This window comes from Mycobacterium sp. RTGN6 (genome assembly GCF_033804605.1).
GTDB lineage: Bacteria > Actinomycetota > Actinomycetes > Mycobacteriales > Mycobacteriaceae > Mycobacterium.
In genome coordinates this window covers 255,917-272,836 of the sequence record NZ_JAPZKZ010000002.1, presented here as the reverse complement: position 1 = coordinate 272,836, position 16,920 = coordinate 255,917, and the positions used below count along the sequence as shown (strand labels likewise).

Annotated in this window: 18 protein-coding genes; 12 read left to right on the top strand and 6 right to left on the bottom strand. The window is 67.9% G+C overall.

Annotation, left to right across the window (positions count from 1 at the left end; genetic code table 11):
- Positions 1-42 precede the first annotated feature (42 nt).
- Together SLQ33_RS05615 and SLQ33_RS05610 are read left to right on the top strand one after the other, a co-directional pair.
- Positions 43-660: a sigma-70 family RNA polymerase sigma factor gene (locus tag SLQ33_RS05615; RefSeq protein WP_319452812.1), complete on the top strand. Its 618-nt coding sequence runs from the start codon at positions 43-45 to the stop codon at positions 658-660.
- A gap of 4 nt (positions 661-664) precedes the next feature.
- Complete coding sequence (locus SLQ33_RS05610) at positions 665-1,603, top strand: hypothetical protein (protein ID WP_319452811.1); 939 nt, start codon at positions 665-667, stop codon at positions 1,601-1,603.
- Here SLQ33_RS05610 and SLQ33_RS05605 read toward each other — a convergent pair.
- Positions 1,511-2,263, bottom strand: a complete 753-nt coding sequence (locus SLQ33_RS05605; protein ID WP_319452810.1) for an alpha/beta hydrolase — start codon at positions 2,261-2,263, stop codon at positions 1,511-1,513. The two genes, SLQ33_RS05610 and SLQ33_RS05605, sit on opposite strands and share 93 nt — an antisense overlap.
- A gap of 59 nt (positions 2,264-2,322) precedes the next feature.
- On the opposite strand from SLQ33_RS05605, the gene SLQ33_RS05600 reads away from it, so the two are divergent.
- Entirely contained in the window at positions 2,323-3,504 is a 1,182-nt protein-coding gene (locus tag SLQ33_RS05600) for a metallophosphoesterase (protein ID WP_319452809.1), read from the top strand.
- On the opposite strand, the gene SLQ33_RS05595 is transcribed toward SLQ33_RS05600, so the two are convergent.
- Positions 3,501-4,421 (bottom strand): acyl-ACP desaturase, encoded by a 921-nt coding sequence (locus SLQ33_RS05595; RefSeq protein WP_319452808.1) that lies wholly within the window; start codon positions 4,419-4,421, stop codon positions 3,501-3,503. The two genes, SLQ33_RS05600 and SLQ33_RS05595, sit on opposite strands and share 4 nt — an antisense overlap.
- Before the next feature lie 159 nt (positions 4,422-4,580).
- Between SLQ33_RS05595 and SLQ33_RS05590 the strand changes: the two genes are divergently transcribed.
- Complete coding sequence (locus SLQ33_RS05590; RefSeq protein ID WP_319452807.1) at positions 4,581-6,209, top strand: class I SAM-dependent methyltransferase; 1,629 nt, start codon at positions 4,581-4,583, stop codon at positions 6,207-6,209.
- 8 nt (positions 6,210-6,217) lie between these two features.
- On the opposite strand, the gene SLQ33_RS05585 is transcribed toward SLQ33_RS05590, so the two are convergent.
- Both SLQ33_RS05585 and SLQ33_RS05580 read right to left on the bottom strand, forming a co-directional pair.
- Positions 6,218-8,083, bottom strand: a complete 1,866-nt coding sequence (locus SLQ33_RS05585; protein ID WP_319452806.1) for a M48 family metallopeptidase — start codon at positions 8,081-8,083, stop codon at positions 6,218-6,220.
- A 10-nt stretch (positions 8,084-8,093) separates the two neighbouring features.
- Positions 8,094-8,783: a TrkA family potassium uptake protein gene (locus SLQ33_RS05580; protein ID WP_319452805.1), complete on the bottom strand. Its 690-nt coding sequence runs from the start codon at positions 8,781-8,783 to the stop codon at positions 8,094-8,096.
- A gap of 129 nt (positions 8,784-8,912) precedes the next feature.
- Between SLQ33_RS05580 and SLQ33_RS05575 the strand changes: the two genes are divergently transcribed.
- Positions 8,913-10,409, top strand: coding sequence for a potassium/proton antiporter (locus SLQ33_RS05575; protein WP_319452804.1), 1,497 nt, complete (start codon positions 8,913-8,915; stop codon positions 10,407-10,409).
- A 7-nt stretch (positions 10,410-10,416) separates the two neighbouring features.
- On the opposite strand, the gene SLQ33_RS05570 is transcribed toward SLQ33_RS05575, so the two are convergent.
- On the bottom strand, positions 10,417-11,298 hold the full coding sequence (locus tag SLQ33_RS05570) for an endonuclease/exonuclease/phosphatase family protein (protein ID WP_319452803.1): 882 nt from the start codon (positions 11,296-11,298) through the stop codon (positions 10,417-10,419).
- Positions 11,299-11,444: 146 nt separating this feature from the next.
- Between SLQ33_RS05570 and SLQ33_RS05565 the strand changes: the two genes are divergently transcribed.
- The 3 genes from SLQ33_RS05565 to SLQ33_RS05555 are packed head-to-tail and all read left to right on the top strand — an operon-like array spanning position 11,445 to position 13,495.
- Entirely contained in the window at positions 11,445-12,161 is a 717-nt protein-coding gene (locus SLQ33_RS05565) for a cutinase family protein (RefSeq protein ID WP_319452802.1), read from the top strand.
- 33 nt (positions 12,162-12,194) lie between these two features.
- On the top strand, positions 12,195-12,815 hold the full coding sequence (locus SLQ33_RS05560; protein ID WP_319452801.1) for a DUF3159 domain-containing protein: 621 nt from the start codon (positions 12,195-12,197) through the stop codon (positions 12,813-12,815).
- Positions 12,816-12,838: 23 nt separating this feature from the next.
- Complete coding sequence (locus SLQ33_RS05555; protein ID WP_319452800.1) at positions 12,839-13,495, top strand: hypothetical protein; 657 nt, start codon at positions 12,839-12,841, stop codon at positions 13,493-13,495.
- A 9-nt stretch (positions 13,496-13,504) separates the two neighbouring features.
- On the opposite strand, the gene SLQ33_RS05550 is transcribed toward SLQ33_RS05555, so the two are convergent.
- On the bottom strand, positions 13,505-14,233 hold the full coding sequence (locus SLQ33_RS05550) for a TVP38/TMEM64 family protein (protein WP_319452799.1): 729 nt from the start codon (positions 14,231-14,233) through the stop codon (positions 13,505-13,507).
- Between the two features lie 58 nt (positions 14,234-14,291).
- Here SLQ33_RS05550 and SLQ33_RS05545 point away from each other — a divergent pair, with 58 nt between their 5' ends.
- The 4 genes from SLQ33_RS05545 (at position 14,292) to SLQ33_RS05530 (ending at position 16,903) form a co-directional block, all read left to right on the top strand.
- Complete coding sequence (locus tag SLQ33_RS05545) at positions 14,292-14,843, top strand: hypothetical protein (RefSeq protein WP_319452798.1); 552 nt, start codon at positions 14,292-14,294, stop codon at positions 14,841-14,843.
- Between the two features lie 106 nt (positions 14,844-14,949).
- Entirely contained in the window at positions 14,950-15,711 is a 762-nt protein-coding gene (locus SLQ33_RS05540) for an SDR family oxidoreductase (protein WP_319452797.1), read from the top strand.
- Between the two features lie 2 nt (positions 15,712-15,713).
- Positions 15,714-16,436, top strand: coding sequence for an SDR family oxidoreductase (locus SLQ33_RS05535; RefSeq protein ID WP_319452796.1), 723 nt, complete (start codon positions 15,714-15,716; stop codon positions 16,434-16,436).
- Positions 16,437-16,477: 41 nt separating this feature from the next.
- Positions 16,478-16,903, top strand: a complete 426-nt coding sequence (locus SLQ33_RS05530) for a cupin domain-containing protein (protein ID WP_319452795.1) — start codon at positions 16,478-16,480, stop codon at positions 16,901-16,903.
- The last annotated feature ends 17 nt before the right edge of the window (positions 16,904-16,920 follow it).

The window sequence follows — 16,920 nt, the reverse complement described above, 5'->3', positions numbered from 1 at the left end:
ATTCCAGTAGCGCGAACGCAACCCAACCAACCGGAGGTTCTCATGAAGGTCGTAGTTGCCGTACCCAGCACGCACACGTCGGAGGCGGAGCTCGCCGCTCGATTCGCCCGCGAAGTGGAGCCCCTGTTCGACGTCCTGTCCCGCGGAGCGCGACGGTTGACGCGCAGCGACACGGACGCCGAGGACCTGCTGCAGGACACCCTGCTGCACGCGTTCACGGGTTTTCGCACGTTCAAGGAGGGCACCAACCTCAAGGCGTGGCTGTTCCGGATCCTCTACAACCGGTGGGTCAGCACGCATCGCTACAAGCAGCGCCGCCCCGCAGAGGTCTCGGTCGACGATGTCACCGAGCACGACCTGGCCGTTGGTTCCGCGCGGCTACCCGCGGGATCACGCTCCGCTGAGGACGAGGTGCTGGATGCCCTGCCGGACAACGACGTCAAGGCCGCGATGGAGTCGCTGCCCGAGGGCTACCGGGCAGCGCTGTACTACGCAGACGTCCACGGCTACACCTATGCGGCAACCGCCGAGATTCTGAACGTGCCCCTTGGCACCGTGATGTCGCGGGTGTCCCGCGGACGGCAACGGCTCCGCATCGCGTTGGCACATCTCGCCCCCGGCCGAACCGACTTCGTCGCGGCCGATCGCGAAGTCGCGTAGTCCGATGGCCAGGATCTTGTTGCAGACGACCATCGCCGACAACCCCGACGACTGGAACGTCGACCGCTTCTCCCTGCTCGCCCACGAGCTGCGGGCGGCGGGCCACGAAGTGATCGCGCGCAATCGGTCCGATGCTTGGAGCGACGACCCGGTACTGAGTCACCTGGACGAGCTCGGCTTCGACCAGTTGTGGCTGATGGCGGTCGACGTCGGCGACGGCCTCACCGACGCCGAGTCCGAGGCGATCGCGAGGTTCCGTCGCAGCGGCGGGGGAGTGCTCACCGCGCGCGACCACGAGGACTTGGGCAGCTGCCTGACGTGCCTCGGGTCGCTGGGCGTGGTCAACCGGTTCCACGACGCAAGCGTCGACCCGGCCACCATGTGCGACGACGTGGATACCCCGACGATCTCGTGGCCCAACTTCCACTCCGGCGCCAACGGGGATTACCAGCCGGTGCTGGTGTCCGAACCGGTGCACGAGGTGCTGCGCACCACGCGCACGGCCAGTGGGCGCATCGAATGGTTCCCCGCTCACCCGCACGAGGGCCTGGTATCGGCCGACGACCCGTCCGCGCGAGTGCTCGCCCAGGGCCGAAGCACGACGACGGGCCGCCGGTTCAACCTCGCCGTTGCGCTGGACGGTGAGCTCGCGCCCGACGGCCGACCAATGGGCCGCGCGCTCGCGGCGTCGACCTTCCACCACTTCGCTGATTACAACTGGGAAATCGATTGCGGGGCACCGTCATTCGTCACCGAGCCGCCCGGCACGCAGATCAAGGCCGACCCCTCCCGGCTGGCAATCTTCATGGACTACGTCCGCAACATCGCCAACTGGCTCTCGCCCGCCGCGTCACAGGTAGGGGTCGGCCCAGGCGCTGATGATGCGCGCTGCCCGCGCGGCCTGGTTCTTTCCGGTGAGCAGATGGTCGGCGCCCTCGAGTGACACGAAGCTGCGGGGGTGCCGCGCGGTGCGGAAGATGTCGCTCGCATTGGCGATGCCGACGGTGTTGTCCGTCGGCGAATGCATGACGAGCAGCGCGCGGCGCAGCGTGCGGATGCGCTCCTTGAGATCCGCGGCGCGGACGTCCTCGATGAAGGCCCGCTTGAGCGTTAGGGCCTTGCCGCCGATGGGGAATGGCGCCTCCCCCTCGGTTTCGATGCGCGCCACCAGGGCGTCGTAGTTGTGCTCGACGTGCGAGGGATCGTACGGCGCCCCGACGCTGACTACCGCTTCGACGGTCGGACACTCGTGGGCGGCGGCGATGACGGCGGCCCCGCCGAAGGAGTGCCCGACGAGTAGTCGCACCGGCCGATCGGAGGAATTCATGAACTCCACGGCGCGCACGGTGTCGGCGACCTTGTGGGAGAACGATCCGTCACCCCAGTCGCCATCGGAGTCGCCGAGGCCGAGATTGTCGAAGCGCAGCATGCCGATGCCCTCGCTGGCGAGCTGCTTGCAGATCCGACTCGCGGCGGGACAGTCCTTGCCGAGCGTGAACCCGTGGGCGAAGACACCCCAGCCGCGGACCTCGCCCTCCGGCGGGTCGATGAGACCTGCCAGCGCGGGTCCGGTGGTGCTTGAGAAGCTGACGCGTTCGGCCACGCGTGCCATTTTGTCACCTGAACCTAGGCTGACGAGATGAGCCGACCCGCCGTTGCCGCGTGTTCGTCGTAATCCTCAGCGCCGTCCTCGCGTTGATGTCGCTCTACGTCTGGAAGCGACTCGTCAAGGACACCACGACGGGCCGCGCGCGACGGGCGTTCACGGCCGTCCTCGTCGGGTTGACGGTGATGTTGGCCGCCACGCTGATCGTGCCGAGGGTCACCGGGATCGCCGAACCGGCCTGGTTGGCATGGCCGGGCTACGTCTGGTTCGGACTCTTGGCGTATCTGTTCCTGACATTGCTGGTGTTGGAGCCGGGCAGGCTCGCGCTGCGACGCTGGGTGAAGCGGAGCCGACCCGAGCCCCCGACGCAGGGCACCGAGGCCGAGCCGACTCCTTCGGCGGTGAACCGGCGGGTGTTCCTCGCCAGGGCCAGCGCAGTGGCGGCCGGTGCCGCCTCGGTGGGCCTCGTCGGGGTCGGCGCGGCCAATGCCCTCGGTCCGCCGGACCTATTGAGGGTGCCGGTGCGCCTGCGCACGCTCGATCCGGCGTTCAACGGGTTCCGGATCGCCGTGGTGTCGGACATCCACCTGGGTCCACTGTCGGGGCGCGCACACACCGAGCGCATCGTGCGGATGATCAACGAGACCGAACCGGACCTCGTGGCGATCGTGGGCGACCTGGTGGACGGGACCGTCGACGAGCTCGGTCACGCGGCGGAACCGTTGCGCGACTTGGTGTCCCGGGATGGCGCGTTCTTCGTCACCGGCAACCACGAGTACTTCGTCGACGATCCGTTCTCCTGGTTGAGTGAGCTGGAGCGGCTCGGGGTTGCGCCGCTGCGCAACGAGCACACGGTGATCACGCGTGGCGGGTCGGCCTTCGACCTGGCCGGCGTCAACGACGTCGCAGGCGAGTCCAGATCAGACGGCCCCGACTTCGACCGCGCCCTGTCCGGGCTGGATTCGTCGCGGCCGACGGTTTTGCTTGCGCACCAACCGGTTCAGGTGCAGGAGGCCGCCGCGCACGGAGTGGACCTGCAACTGTCGGGGCACACCCACGGTGGCCAGATGTGGCCGTTCCACTACGTCGTAGGCGCTATCCAACCGTCCCTCGCCGGCTTGTCGACGGTGGGCGACACGCAGCTGTACGTCACGCGCGGCGCCGGATTCTGGGGTCCGCCGGTACGTGTGGGCGCGCGACCGGACATCACCGTGATCACACTGCAGGGCGACGGCTAGACCGACGCCGTCTCCCTTTCGCGGGCCGCGGCCTTCTCCTCGTAGAAGCGGGCCCGTTCGTCGACCGCGGCGAGGAACTGCGCCAACTGCGTACGGGCCTGCTCGCCTTCGGGGCCGAAGTCGGTGCGGTCGAAGATGCGCCAGAATCGCAACACCGGTTGGAGCACCTCGTCGTGGTGGATGCGCAGGTCGTAGATCCCGGCCTTGGCGATCAGGATGGAATTCTCGCGAAAGTCCGTCATGCCGGTGCCCGGCATCGCGAAGCCGACCACTTCGTCGCGGATGGCGCCCATGGCCGCGTCGGGCGCGATGTCCAGCGCCGCCGCCATCAGGTTGCGGTAGAAGACCATGTGCAGGTTCTCGTCGGCCGCGATCCTGGCCAGGAGTTGATCGGCGACGGGACAGCCCGAGGCCCGACCGGTGTTGCGGTGGGAGACCCGCGTGGCGAGTTCCTGGAACGACACGTAGGCGAGCGCCGCGAGCGGTGTCTTGTCGCCCGAGTCGTAGCCGGCGACGGTGTGTTCCATGCGCAGTGCCTCAAGCTTCGTGGGATCGACGCCGCGGGTCACGACGAGGTAGTCGCGCAGCGCGATGCTGTGGCGGCCCTCCTCGGCGGTCCACTGTCCGACCCAGGTGCCCCACGCGCCATCGCGCCCGAAGCGCGTGGAGATCTCGCGGTGGTAAGAGGGCAGGTTGTCCTCGGTCAACAGGTTCACGGTCAGCGCGGCCTTGGCGACGGGGTCGAGCGGCGAGTCCTCTGGCGCCCAGTCCTCGCCACCGAGAAAGGCGAAGTCGCGGCCCCGACTCCACGGCACGTAGTCGTGCGGGTCCCATGGCCGAACCGTCGCGAGATGGCGTTCCAGGTTCTGTTCGACGACCGGTTCCAGTTCGTGCAGGAGCGTGGTCTGTAGATCCATTGCTGTTCGACTCCGTTCTCGCGTGATCCGCTTTCGGGTACGTAACCTACGGTACCGTAGGTTACGCTTCCGTAGGTTGGAGATCAACGACTTTCTCGTGCGGGGTGGCGACGGATGCCGCTTGTACGAATCCGTCGGGTGCATGGTCGAATGTGCGCTGTGACTCGACCGGCAGGCCACACCCATGGCATCGACGACGCGGTGGATCAGCTGCGCGCCAACTACGACGCGACGCCGTACACGTCGAACGCCTTCCCGCAGTCGGCACCGGAGCAGCTCGCGGCGATCGCCCACCTCTTCGGATTGGATCCACCTCCGGTGGCGACTGCGCGGGTGCTCGAAATCGGTTGTGCGGCAGGCGGAAACATCATCCCGTTCGCGGCGTTTCATCCGCAGGCGCAGGTGGTGGGCATCGACCTCTCGGAAGTGCAGGTCGAGCACGGGCGGGCCCGAATCCAGGCCTTGGACCTGGACAACCTGGAGCTCGTCGCGGGCGACATCGCACGCACGAACCTGAGCGGACCGTTCGACTACATCGTCGCCCACGGGGTGTACAGCTGGGTGCCTGCCGATGTACAGGAGGCCTTGCTGGCCGCCATCCGGCGGTTGTTGGCGCCCAACGGCGTCGCCTACCTCAGCTACAACACGTACCCCGGGTGGAAGTCCAAGGAGATCGTGCGCGACGCCATGCTGTTGGCCAGCGGTGCGAGCGAGGGTCCCGACGAGAAGGTACGCGCTGCGCTCAGCATGGCCGAGTTTCTCGAGGAGGTCGCTCCTCCCGACGGCGTGCTGGCCCGGGTGCTTGCCGAATCGCGCTCCGCCAACGAAGAATTCGACGATTCCTACCTGCTGCACGACGAACTCGAGACGTTCAACGCGCCGTGCTACTTCTACGAACTGATCGGGCGCGTAGGCGCACACGGGCTCGCGTATCTCGCAGAGGCCCGTCCCGAGACGATGATCCCCGGCAACTTCGGGCCCAAGGTCGAGGAGCAGCTGCTCTCCAGGTGTGGCGGCGTCCAGATCTTGATCGAGCAGTACCTCGACTTCGTGGTCAACCGGACGTTCCGCCAATCGCTATTCGTCCATGCCGAACGCTCGGCGCAGATCCGGTATCAACCCGATCGGAGTCGGTACGCCCGCGTGCACTTCGCGGCGTCGGTGCCACCCGTCGATGGACCGACCTTGATGGACCACTCGCGCCAGGAGTACCAGCAAGCCGAGGACTCGACGCTGTTCACGAACGATCCAGGAATCAAGGCGGCGCTCGATGCGCTCAGCGCGCGTTGGCCGTGGACGCTGTCCCGGCAGGAGCTCGTCGACGACGTGCACGCGCGGCTGGTCTCCGCAGGGTTCAACCCCACTGCCGAGCTTTCCGAGGTCGTCGACAACCTCGTTCAACTGTTGATCTTCCAGGGGCAGGCCCGTTTTCGGCTGGACCCGGTGCTGCCGGAACCGGCGGCGGGACCATTGCGGCTCGACGAGCCTGTGCGGCGCATGGCGGAGCTCGCCGGAGCAGACGCAGACGCGACGACGTTCACCCGCTGGCACGAGACGGTGCCGCTGTCGCCGCTGGATCGCTACCTGCTGCCGCTGTTGGACGGCACCCGTGATCGCGACGCGCTGGTGGATGCCCTCTTGACCGCGGTGTTGTCCGAGTCGAGTTCTGCCGAGCCCGATGGCACGCCGGTGCCCGATGAGGCGGAGTTGCGCGCCGGGGTGGCCGAGTACGTCGACGCGGCGCCGCAACGGCTGGCGGAGCTGAAGTTATTGCGGGTCGACGGCTGAAGGACCCATCACCGCTTGCCGACACGACCCAGGTAGTCCTTGAAAACGTCACCGCTGTTCTCGCGCAGCCGATTCGAGGAGAACTGTTCTTTGAGCACCAGCGTGACACCGTCGTTCAGCGTGACCCTCGCCGTCAGCCTCAACGGACCAGACACCTTGGCCGCCGCCATCGCCGCGTAGGGCACGAAGCGGTGCCGGGCAGCGAGCTCGGCCACGGAGCCGTGATTGACCAGGTCGTCGAGGCTGGCCCAACTGCCGTTCGCTCCCGGGTGTTCGGCGAGGAGGAGGCCGTGCTCCAGGACGAGTACGTCGAAGCTGGCCCCTTCGCCCTTCATGTCGGAGATCCCTCCGACCACCGCGCCGACGTCGGCACCGGGGTTGGTTGGCGTCGCACCGACGGAGGCGAGGTCGATACCCAGGGCGGTGAGTCGAGCGGCCGCCTCGGGTGCGGTGTTCTCGTCGGCCAGAAGTGCCCCAAGGGAATCCGCGTCGAACGGCTCGCCATCGGGTGTCACGAATTCGAACGGACCGGACCACGACAGTCGCCACCGTGCCGCCCCGGAGCCCACCGCCGCTGCCCGCACCAGGGTGGCGAAGGCTGCGGTGGCCAACTCCTCACGCGGTCGTTCGACGTCGGATCCGTACACGGACCGGATCAGGTCCAACGTGCGGCCCGCGCGCGCGAGGCCGACGACCGTGGCGAGCGTCGCTGGCGTATCGCCGGTCAATCGGGCGGCAGCGCCGTAGACGACGTCGGCGCTCGTCTGGTCGTCGAGCGCTGAGGCACGGGCCGCCAGGTCAGGCCAGTTCAGCCGCTCCCGGTAACCGAACACGTAGGCTGCATCGGCCGTCGCCGCCGCAAGCCCCGCGAAGGTCGACAGCAGGGCCGTGGCGGGTCGGTCGTCGGCCGGCCAAGAGTCGACGGGCTCCGGCATGGTCTCGATGGCGGCGATGCGCTCGGCCGTGGGTGGGTGAGTGTCCACGAGGGAGCCCTCGGAGCGGGGCGGCAACGCTCGCTGTTCGGCGATGTCGTCGGCGCGACCGTCGATGAATTGCTGGAATCCGCCAAAGAAGTCGTCAGCGGTGGGTCCTAGATCGAAGGCCCAGCCCATGCCGACGAACTGCTGCATGTAGGCGTGCCAGTAGACGGCGAGTACGTCGAGCTGCCGCAGCGCCGTCTCCGCGTTCGCCTTCCCGCCGAACTGGACCATGAGCCGGTCGGCCTCGCGTTCCTGGCTGCGCCGCATGGCAAGCGACAGCAAGAGATACGTTCCGGCGGGGAGGCGCAGCACCCATCCGTACAGCCGCAACAGCCAGGTGACGTCCTCGCCCTGTAGCAACTGCATGGTGCCCACGACGGCGTTCCAACCGCGGTAGGCGAGCGGACCGAGCCGGGTGTGAGCGCCCGAGTAGTGGCCGAATTCGTGGGCGAGCACCGCGCGTAGCTGGCCCGCGCTCAACCCCTGCAGGAGCGGGACGCCGAGGTACATGCGCCGGGGTCCGCCAATCAACCCGAGGAACCGCGAGTCCTCACTGACCGACGCGTTGACGTCGGCCACCAGCCGGATGTGCGTTGGGCCGGGTGTCTTTGCGGTCGTTGCGATTTCGGTCACCAGTGCCCACAGTTCGGGGGCGTCGTCTCCGGTGATGTCGAGGCCGGCCTGGACCTGCGGGCGGGCGTACAGGGCCGACACGATCGTGCCGATGACGATGAGTCCGCCGATGGCGGCGACCACCATCACCCAATACATCATCGTGATGTGCTCGCCCAGCAGGTACGCACCGAGGATGGTGCCCACGATGAGGCAGAAGGTCACGACGTAGAAACCGACGAGTGCTAGCAGCGAGACCGCCGCGCGCAGAGTTGCAGACACGTCGACAGCCTTACTCGCGGTCGAGCGGCGCCCGAAGTGGTTCGACGCTGTGGAGTGCGTCGCGGACCGAACGATCCCGGGAACTGTCGGCGACGAACAGCAACTCGTCGCCGGCTTCGAAGACGAGGTCAGGCCGCGGAAGGTTGACGTTGGCGCCGCGGATGATGGTGACCAGGGCGGTGTCCTCCGGAAGCTCCAGTCCGTCGACGCGCTGTCCGACGAGCGGGTTGTCCTCGGGCAGAGTCAGTTTCGTCAAGTCGGCGCGGCCCTCGCGCAGCCCCATCAACCGCACCAGGTGGCCCACGTCGATCGCGCCCTCGATACCCGCGACCAACGCGCCGGGCGTCGAGACGGCGACGTCGATGCCCCACGCCTGGCTGAACAGCCAGTCGTTGCGGACGTCGTTGATCCTCGCGACCACCCGAGGCACTCCGAACTCGGACTTCGCCAGCAGGCCGACGACGAGGTTGGACTTGTCGTCGCCGGTGGCGGCGATCAGCACGTCGCACGTCTGGGCGCCGGCCTCCTCCAACGAGGACAACTCGCACGCGTCGGCGAACAACCAGTCTGCATCGGAAACGGTCTGCGGCTCGAACCGGCGCCACTCCTTCTCGATCAGCAGCACCTTGTGGCCGTAGCCGAGCAGCTCCCGCGCGACGGACCGCCCGACATTGCCCGCCCCGGCAATCCCGATTCGCATCCGTCGTTCCGCCACTGGTTCATCTTCACCCATCCGGCGGCGTCGGACGCGGGCATCGCGTCGACGGCGCCCCTCGATGGGCCTTGGTACTGATTTACTGGCCGACATCGTCTCCGGAACGGGAACCGCATGAGTTTGGACCAGCTGTACCTGGCATTGCTGATCGGCGGCTTCGTGCTGCTGGCCAGCATCGTCGGCACGCGGGTGGCGACTCGGGTGGGGTTCCCCAGCCTGCTCTTCTTCCTGTTGGTCGGCGTCGTCGTCGGCGAGGACGGGCTCGGGCTGCAGTTCGACGACGTCGAACTCGCCAGGAACGTGTGCACGGCAGGGCTGGCCGTCATCCTCGTCGAAGGCGGCTTGACCACCCGCTTCACCGACATCCGCAAGGTGCTGGCCCCCGCGGGTGCCCTGGCCACCATTGGCGTGCTCGTCAGCACGGTGATCACGGCGCTCGGCGCGCACGTGCTGCTCCGCATGGACTGGCAGCTCGCGTTGTTGCTGGGCGCGATCGTCTCGTCCACCGACGCGGCAGCGGTGTTCTCGGTGCTGCGCGTGCTCCCGCTGCCCAGGCGCGTCGCCGGCCTGCTCGAGGCCGAATCCGGTTTCAACGACGCGCCCGCCGTCATCCTCGTGCTGATGTTCAGCGTCGTGCCGTTCGTCCTCGAGCCGGAAAGCGCGGTCGCCGACCTGGTGTACGAACTGATCGCCGGGTCCGCGATCGGATTGGCCGTCGGATTCCTGGGTGCCTTGACGCTGCGCCGCATCGCGCTGCCCGCGTCCGGGCTGTACCCGATCGCGACCTTCGGGCTGGGGCTGGTCGCCTTCGCTGCGGCGGGCACCGTCCACGCCAGCGGATTCATCGCCGCCTACCTGGCCGCGGTGGTGCTCGCGAACTCGGGGCTGCCGCACCGGGCGGCGACCCGGTCGTTCGCCGAAGGACTCGGCTGGTTGGCGCAGATCGGACTCTTCGTGCTGCTCGGACTGCTGGTCGATCCGAGCGAGGTGGCCGCCGACGCAGTTCCGGCGATCGTCGTCGGACTCGTCCTGCTGCTAGTCGCGCGGCCGCTGTCGGTCGTGGCGTCGCTGGTCGGTTTCCGGGTGCCGTGGCGCGAGCAGGTCTTCCTGTCGTGGGCGGGGCTGAGGGGCGCGGTCCCCATCGTGCTGGCCACGTTCCCGATCGTCGCGGGCGTTCCCGACAGCTCCCGACTGCTCAACATCGTGTTCATGTTGGTCGTCGTGTTCACGTTGGTGCAGGGCCCCAGCTTGCGCCCGATCGCGCGTCGGCTGGGCCTGATAACCGATGAATCGACCCGCGAGATCCAGGTGGAGGCCGCGCCGCTCGACGTGCTGGACGCGGAGCTGCTGACGATGACCGTGCAGGCGTCGTCGCGGCTGCACAACGTGACCATCCTCGAACTCCGACTGCCCGACCCGAGCGTGATCACGCTCATCATCCGCCACGGGCACACCTTCGTCCCGCTGCCCGAGACCCGGATCGAGACGGGCGACGAACTGTTGATCGTGACGACCAGCAAGACGCGCGCGGCAGCCGAATCCAGATTGCGTGCGGTGAGTCGCCGGGGAAAGCTCGCGTACTGGTTCGACGAGTACGGGGAACCCGACTGACGGTGCGTCAGTGCGACGACCGGAACGGGCGCAACCAGCGCGGCCCGCGGCGGCGTCGTGCGGTGGGCGCGGGCGCGGGTGCTGCCGCCGGATGGTTCAGCCGACACCACACGCCGAAGTGGTCGGAGGGGAACACCCGCGGAAGCGAGGGCGACACCGGCTCGGTGCCCAACAACACGATGGCCGAGGCCGACCACGCGGAACCCTGGAGCAGCACGCGGTCGAAGCGGACGTGGCGATCCTTGTTCTTGCTGTCGAGCCGCATGTGGTTGATCGACGTGTCCTCGGTGAAGCCCGCGTCGCTCGGCCGCAACGCCGGCCAGACGTCGACGTAGGGCGCGGAGATGCGCCCGTTCTCGTCGTCGCGCATGTTGAAGTCGCCGAGCACGATCGCGTCGTCGCACGATCCCGTGGCTCGGTAGATGCTGCGCAACTGTCGGGCCCGCAGCCCCGCGTTCTGCTTGCCGCTTTCCAGATGCACCGAACACACCAGCAGGGGTGAGCCGTTGATCGTGAACTCGGCAAGGAGGAATCCGCGCGCCAGCTGGGTCGGAAGCGGCGTGTAGGTGACCCGGGTGATCGGCAGCCGGGACAGCAGCAGCATTCCGTAGTTGCCGAGCTCGGCTCCGACGATCGATGCGCAGAAGTAGTACTCGCGTATCCACGGCTGTGCGCGGAACACGGCGAGCGCGTCCGAAGTGATCTCCTGGAACACCATGACGTCGGGCATGGTTCGGGACAGGAGCTCCGCAATCGCGCGGTAGCGCTCGTCGGCGAAGTACGAGTCGAACCACACGTTGTAGGTCGACACGGTCAGCTCGTCACGATCGACGTCGCCGGACGCGTCGACGTCGGCCCAGCGCTCGGCGACGGCATCGAAAGCGGTCACGGGAACTCGCCGGGGCCTCATCCCCGCGTTCTCGTGACATAGCGCACGCCTCGATTGTCGGCTACCGATTGCTGCAGCGGAATTCAAATCGTGTCGGCGGAGTTCCATAGAGCAGCTTACGAACTGCGACGATCAAGGGGAAAGCCATGTCCAATCAGACGAAACCACGCCGCGTGGCGCGCGCAGTGTTCGCGGTGAGTGCCGGGATGTTGTTCGCTGCGAGCGTAATTGGGCTCTCGCCCGCCGCGTCGGCGGCGGACGCATGTCCGGACGTCGAGGTGGTGTTCGCCCGCGGAACGGCCGAACCCGACGGCGTTGGGCGTGTCGGCCAAGGGTTCGTCGATGCGCTCAAGAGTGACCTTGGTAACAAGACGGTGCGGGTGTACGCGGTGAATTACCCTGCCTCCTACGACTTTCTGAAGGCCACCGACGGCGCAGGAGATGCCAGCGCACACGTTCAGGCCACCGCCGCTGCGTGCCAGAACACCAGCATCGTGCTCGGCGGGTTCTCGCAGGGCGCCGCCGTGATCGACGGAATCACTGCGGATCCGGGCGCGCTGTTCGGCTTGGGGCAGCCCATGCCGCCCGAGGTGGCGAATCACGTGGCCGCGGTGGCCGTCTTCGGAAACCCGTTGAACCGCTTCGGTGGACCGCTGACGGCGCTGAGCCCGCTGTACGGAGCCAAGACCATCGACCTGTGCAACGGCGCCGACCCGGTCTGCTCCAACGGCGACGACCGTCCCGCGCACAGCCTCTACGTCCAATCCGGATTGACCAGCCAGGCAGCGGCTTTCGTCGCGGACCGGGTACACGCGCACGGCCAGACGGCGGTGACGGAGCTCGCCTCCGGATCAGGATCCTGAGCGCCCGTCCCGACAGTCCGTACGCTTGATCGGGTGACCGACACACGCTCGCCGTTCGACGCACTGTTGGCACGCGCGGGAGGGATCCGCGGACTCGTCTACTCGTCGCTGCCGGTCACGGTCTTCGGCGCGTCGTCGCAACTGCTGGGGCTCGGGCCCGCCCTGGCGGCGGCGCTCGGCGTCGCGGCGCTCATCCTGGCGTGGCAGCTGCTCCGTCGGGAGTCCATCCGACCTGCGCTCTTCGGCTTCGCGGCGGTCGCGGTCGGGGCGGCGTTCGCCTTCGTCACCGGCCAGGCCAAGGACTTCTATCTGCCGGGCATCTGGATGTACCTGTTGGCGGCGATCGTGTTCACCAGCTCGCTGCTCGTCCGTCGGCCCCTCGTCGGCGTGGGGTGGGCGTGGATGACCGGTCGCGACGGCGACTGGCGCCGAGTTCCGCGGGTGCGCTTGGCATTCGACGTCGCCACCGCGGCGATGGCCACCGCGTCGTGGGCCCGCTTCCTGGTGCAGTACTACCTCTACGACACGAACCAGGCAGAGCTGCTCGCGGTGGCGCGCATCGCGATGGGTTGGCCCCTGTTCCTCGTCACCTCGACGGCGATCTACCTGGCCGTCCGAACCGCGATCCGGACCCTGCCACGCACGGCTGAGTGACGGGCTGGTGGCATCCTGGATGGGTGGGCCTCGTCGTTCGTCTCGTCGAACTGCTGATCATCCTCGTCCCGCTGGTCGGGGTGATCATCGCTGGCCGGAAGGCGTGGGCGGCTGCTCAAGGTCGCCAAGCCGCTGACGCCGAAACGATAACCGCACCGCACGCGCAGGGGACCAGCAACAAGTCGGCGCAATGGCGAGCGATATCGCGCGCCGTCAAGGAGCACGACCGGACGGACACCCGCTGGTTGGACTACGAACTCGACGTCACCAAGCTGCTCGACTTTCCGGTGATGACCGACATGCGCGACCCGCTCACGGTGCGATTCCATCGGGCCAAGCTGCGCGCCGACCTGATTCGGCCAGGCAAGGCCGAAGAACTGCTCGACGACCGCGATGCCGCCAGGGAGTACCTCGACGCCGTCGAGGAGTACGTGAGTGCGTTCAGTGTGGCGGAGGCCGAAGCGATTCGCCGACGCCGCAACGACTTCTCGCGCATCGATCAGCAACGGCTCACCCGCGCCTTGAGCTTGCTGCGGGTGGCAACGAACTCGGCGGCGACGCCGCAGGAACGCGAAAGCGCCTACGACCTCGCCGGTAGAGAACTCGACGGTCTGGTCGTGCTGCCGGAGCGCACGCGCGCGGAGATCGAGCGCGGAATCGCGGGTGAACTGGGCGCCTGAGCCGACGGCTCAGTTGCCCGCTTCCGCCTCGTGAACCGGATCGTCGGGGCGCTCACCCGGGTGCGCACGCCAATGGCGATAGCCACTGCGGGCGGCGAAGACACCGACGATGGCGCTCGCGCACCACACCACGATCGCGGTGTACGCCAGCGGTGACGAGAGCTCACCGATCGACGCGCCCAGTGCCGTGTAGACGAACGCGCGTGGCACCGATCCGATGAACGCCCCGACGGCCATCTGCCACAACGGAACTCCGAAGGCGCCGAACGCGTAGGAGGCCAGGGCATCCGAGATGCCGGGGATGAAGCGCTGACCAACGACCGCCCACAGGCCGCCCCTTTCGATGCGCGCGTCGAAGCGGTCAGCCCGTTCGGTGCCAAGCAGCGCCCGTGCGCTGTCGCGGCCGGCGCGCCTTCCGACGAGGCTGGCGATCGTCGCCGTGCCTACCGTCGCGCCGAGCGTCACGAACGTGCCAAGCACCGGCCCGAACAACATGCCGCTGCCCGCGGCCAGGATCGGGCCGGGGACGAACACCGCACCCAGTACGGCCGACACCACCACGTAGGTCAGCGGCGCGACGGGACCCGTCGCCGACACGGCCCTGCGGACGGCCTCGACGTCCACGACCCGCGTGACGGCGACTAGATAGAACAGCCCGAGCAGAAACGCCGCGAAGAGGGCCAATCGCACGACGTGGCGTCGTCGCGATGTGGCGGGGGAATCGTCGCTGTCGGTCATGCTGGACGCGATCCTGCCGCAGAATCCTCCAAGATGCTTACGCCAAGGAGGATCCGTGATGACGATCAACGCAGCGAGGTTGGCAGCCATTTTCGTGGCGGCGGTGATGCTGAGCTCGTGTGCGACGACGCCGGAGCCGACCCCGTCGACCACGACGAGCACTCAGGCGTCGACGTCGCCAACCGCCATCGCCGGGACATTGGCGGAACTGCCGGGCTACACCACGACGTCCATCGCCGCCGTCGACGTCTACCCGACGTTCACCGGGTCCCAGTTCTCCGACGTCACTGCCGCCATCGTCAGTCAAAGGGGCGACGCGGTGCTCAGGGTCGTAGTGGGTCGACTCGAGTCGGGGAACAGCGACGCGTTCGTCGAGAGCTTCCTGTCCGACCTGAGTGACCGGATGGCTCAAGCCAACCCGCCAAAGACCGTCGCCACCGAATCGGAACAGCTCGACGGGCACTCCGTGACCCACTTCAACGTCGCCGCGGGGACCGAGGGCTACACCTACGCGCAGGGGTCGACCGTGGCGATCGCCATCAGCACCGGCGGTCTCGAAACGGACGCCTCGCGCGACGCCTTCGCGAAGATCCTGGCCAATTTGACCTAGTTCGGGCCCCCACGGAAACGACTACGGACTTTCAAGGGTTCGACCACGCATCGCCTGAAGCGACGCTTGTGGTGTCCAGATCACACGTCCCCTGAAAGGCATCATCATGAAGATCGTCGTCATCGGCGGAACCGGGCTCATCGGCTCGAAGGTCGTCACCAACCTGAACGAACTGGGCCACCATGCGGTCCCCGCGTCCCCCCAGTCGGGCGTCGACACGCTGACCGGAGCCGGCCTGGCCGAAGCCTTCACCGGCGCGCAGGTCGTGGTCGACGTCTCGAACTCGCCGTCCTTCGCCGACGACGACGTCATGCACTTCTTCACCACGTCCACGGCGAACCTGCTCGACGCCGAGCGCGCGGCCGGCGTCAGCCACCACGTCGCGCTGTCCGTCGTGGGCGCCGACGGCGTCCCCGACAGCGGCTACATGAGGGCCAAGGCCGCCCAAGAGAAGCTCATCAAGGAATCGGGCATGCCCTACTCGATCGTGCGGGCGACCCAGTTCTACGAGTTCGTCATCCGCATCGCCGATTCCGCCACCGACGGCGACGTCGTGCGGTTGCCGCACGCTCGGATGCAGCCCATCGCCGCGGAGGACGTCGCCACCGCCGTCACGCGCGCAGCCGCCGAGCCGCCGCTGGACGGCGCCACCGAGATCGCCGGGCCCGAGCCGATCGCCATGGACGACTTCATCCGCACCGGGCTGGTTGCGTACGGCGACTCCCGCCTCGTGGTGACCGACCCGCAGGCGCCCTACTTCGGCGCGGTGATCGACGAACGGAGCATCGTTCCCCTCGGCAGCTTCACCACGTTCGGAACCCGTTTCGCGGACTGGCTCGCCACCAACGTGCCGACCGGTGCGCGGTAGGCATGGAACTGCGACATCACACCGCGCTGATCACCGGCGGGACGGCGGGCATCGGGCTCGAGGCCGCCAAGCTGCTCGCCCAGGAGGGGGCCTCGGTCATCGTCACCGGCCGCAACCCCGACCGGGGTGAGGAGGCCGTCGCCGCGATCTGCCCGAATGCGCGCTTCATACAGGCCGACATGTCGGACGCCGACTCGGTGAGAGCGCTGGTGAAGCGATGCGGTGACGTCGACATCGTCGTCAACAACGCGGCGAGCTTCCCCGCCTCGAGCACCGTCGACCAGGATCCGGCGGTGTTCGAGGCGGTGTTCGACACCAACGTTCGCGGCGCCTACTTCCTGGTCGCCGGCCTGGTGCCGGGGATGGTGCAACGGGGCCGCGGAAGCATCGTCAACGTCACCACGATGGTGGCCTCGAAGGGAGTGCCAGGGGCGTCGGTCTACAGCGCGTCGAAGGCCGCGCTCGAAGCGCTAACCCGTACGTGGGCGGTGGAGTTCGGGCCCCACGGGGTGCGGGTGAACAACGTCGCCCCTGGCCCGACCCGCACCGAGGGAGTGGCCGCCGCGTGGGGCGAGACCAACGAAGAGCTCGGCAGGACCTTGCCGTTGGGCCGCACCGCACACCCGTCGGAGATCGCCGAGGCCATCCTGTTCCTGGCCTCACCCAGGGCGAGCTTCGTCACCGGCTCGACCCTGCACGTCGACGGCGGCGGCTCGGCCGTCTGAGCACCAACCATCCGAAGAACCAACCGAGAGAGGAGTTTCCGATGTCCAGCGAAACGACCAGGGAATCAAGCCCGATGTGGGAGACGGCGTTGACCGTCATTCAGGAAGCGCACCCGCCGTTCATCCCCGAGGGCGCCGAGGCCATGACGGTCGTCATCCACTACCCGCCCGGTGATCCCGGCGCCCCGCCGCACCGCCACCCGAGCGGCCCGGCCTTCGGCTACATGCTCGAAGGGGAGATGCTGTTCGAGCTCGAAGGCGAAGCGCCACGGGTCATTCGCGCCGGCGAGGCGTTCTGGGAACCGGGCGGTGACGTCATCCACTACTCGGACGGCAACAATCGAGACGACATCCCCAGCCGCTTCGTCGTCACGATGTTGTGCGTTCCCGGACAGCCGATGCTGAAGCTCGTCGACGAGGACGAACTCAAGCAGCGCAAGCACTTACGGGTGCCCGCGCCGGAATGAGGTCGACTGCCTTGTTG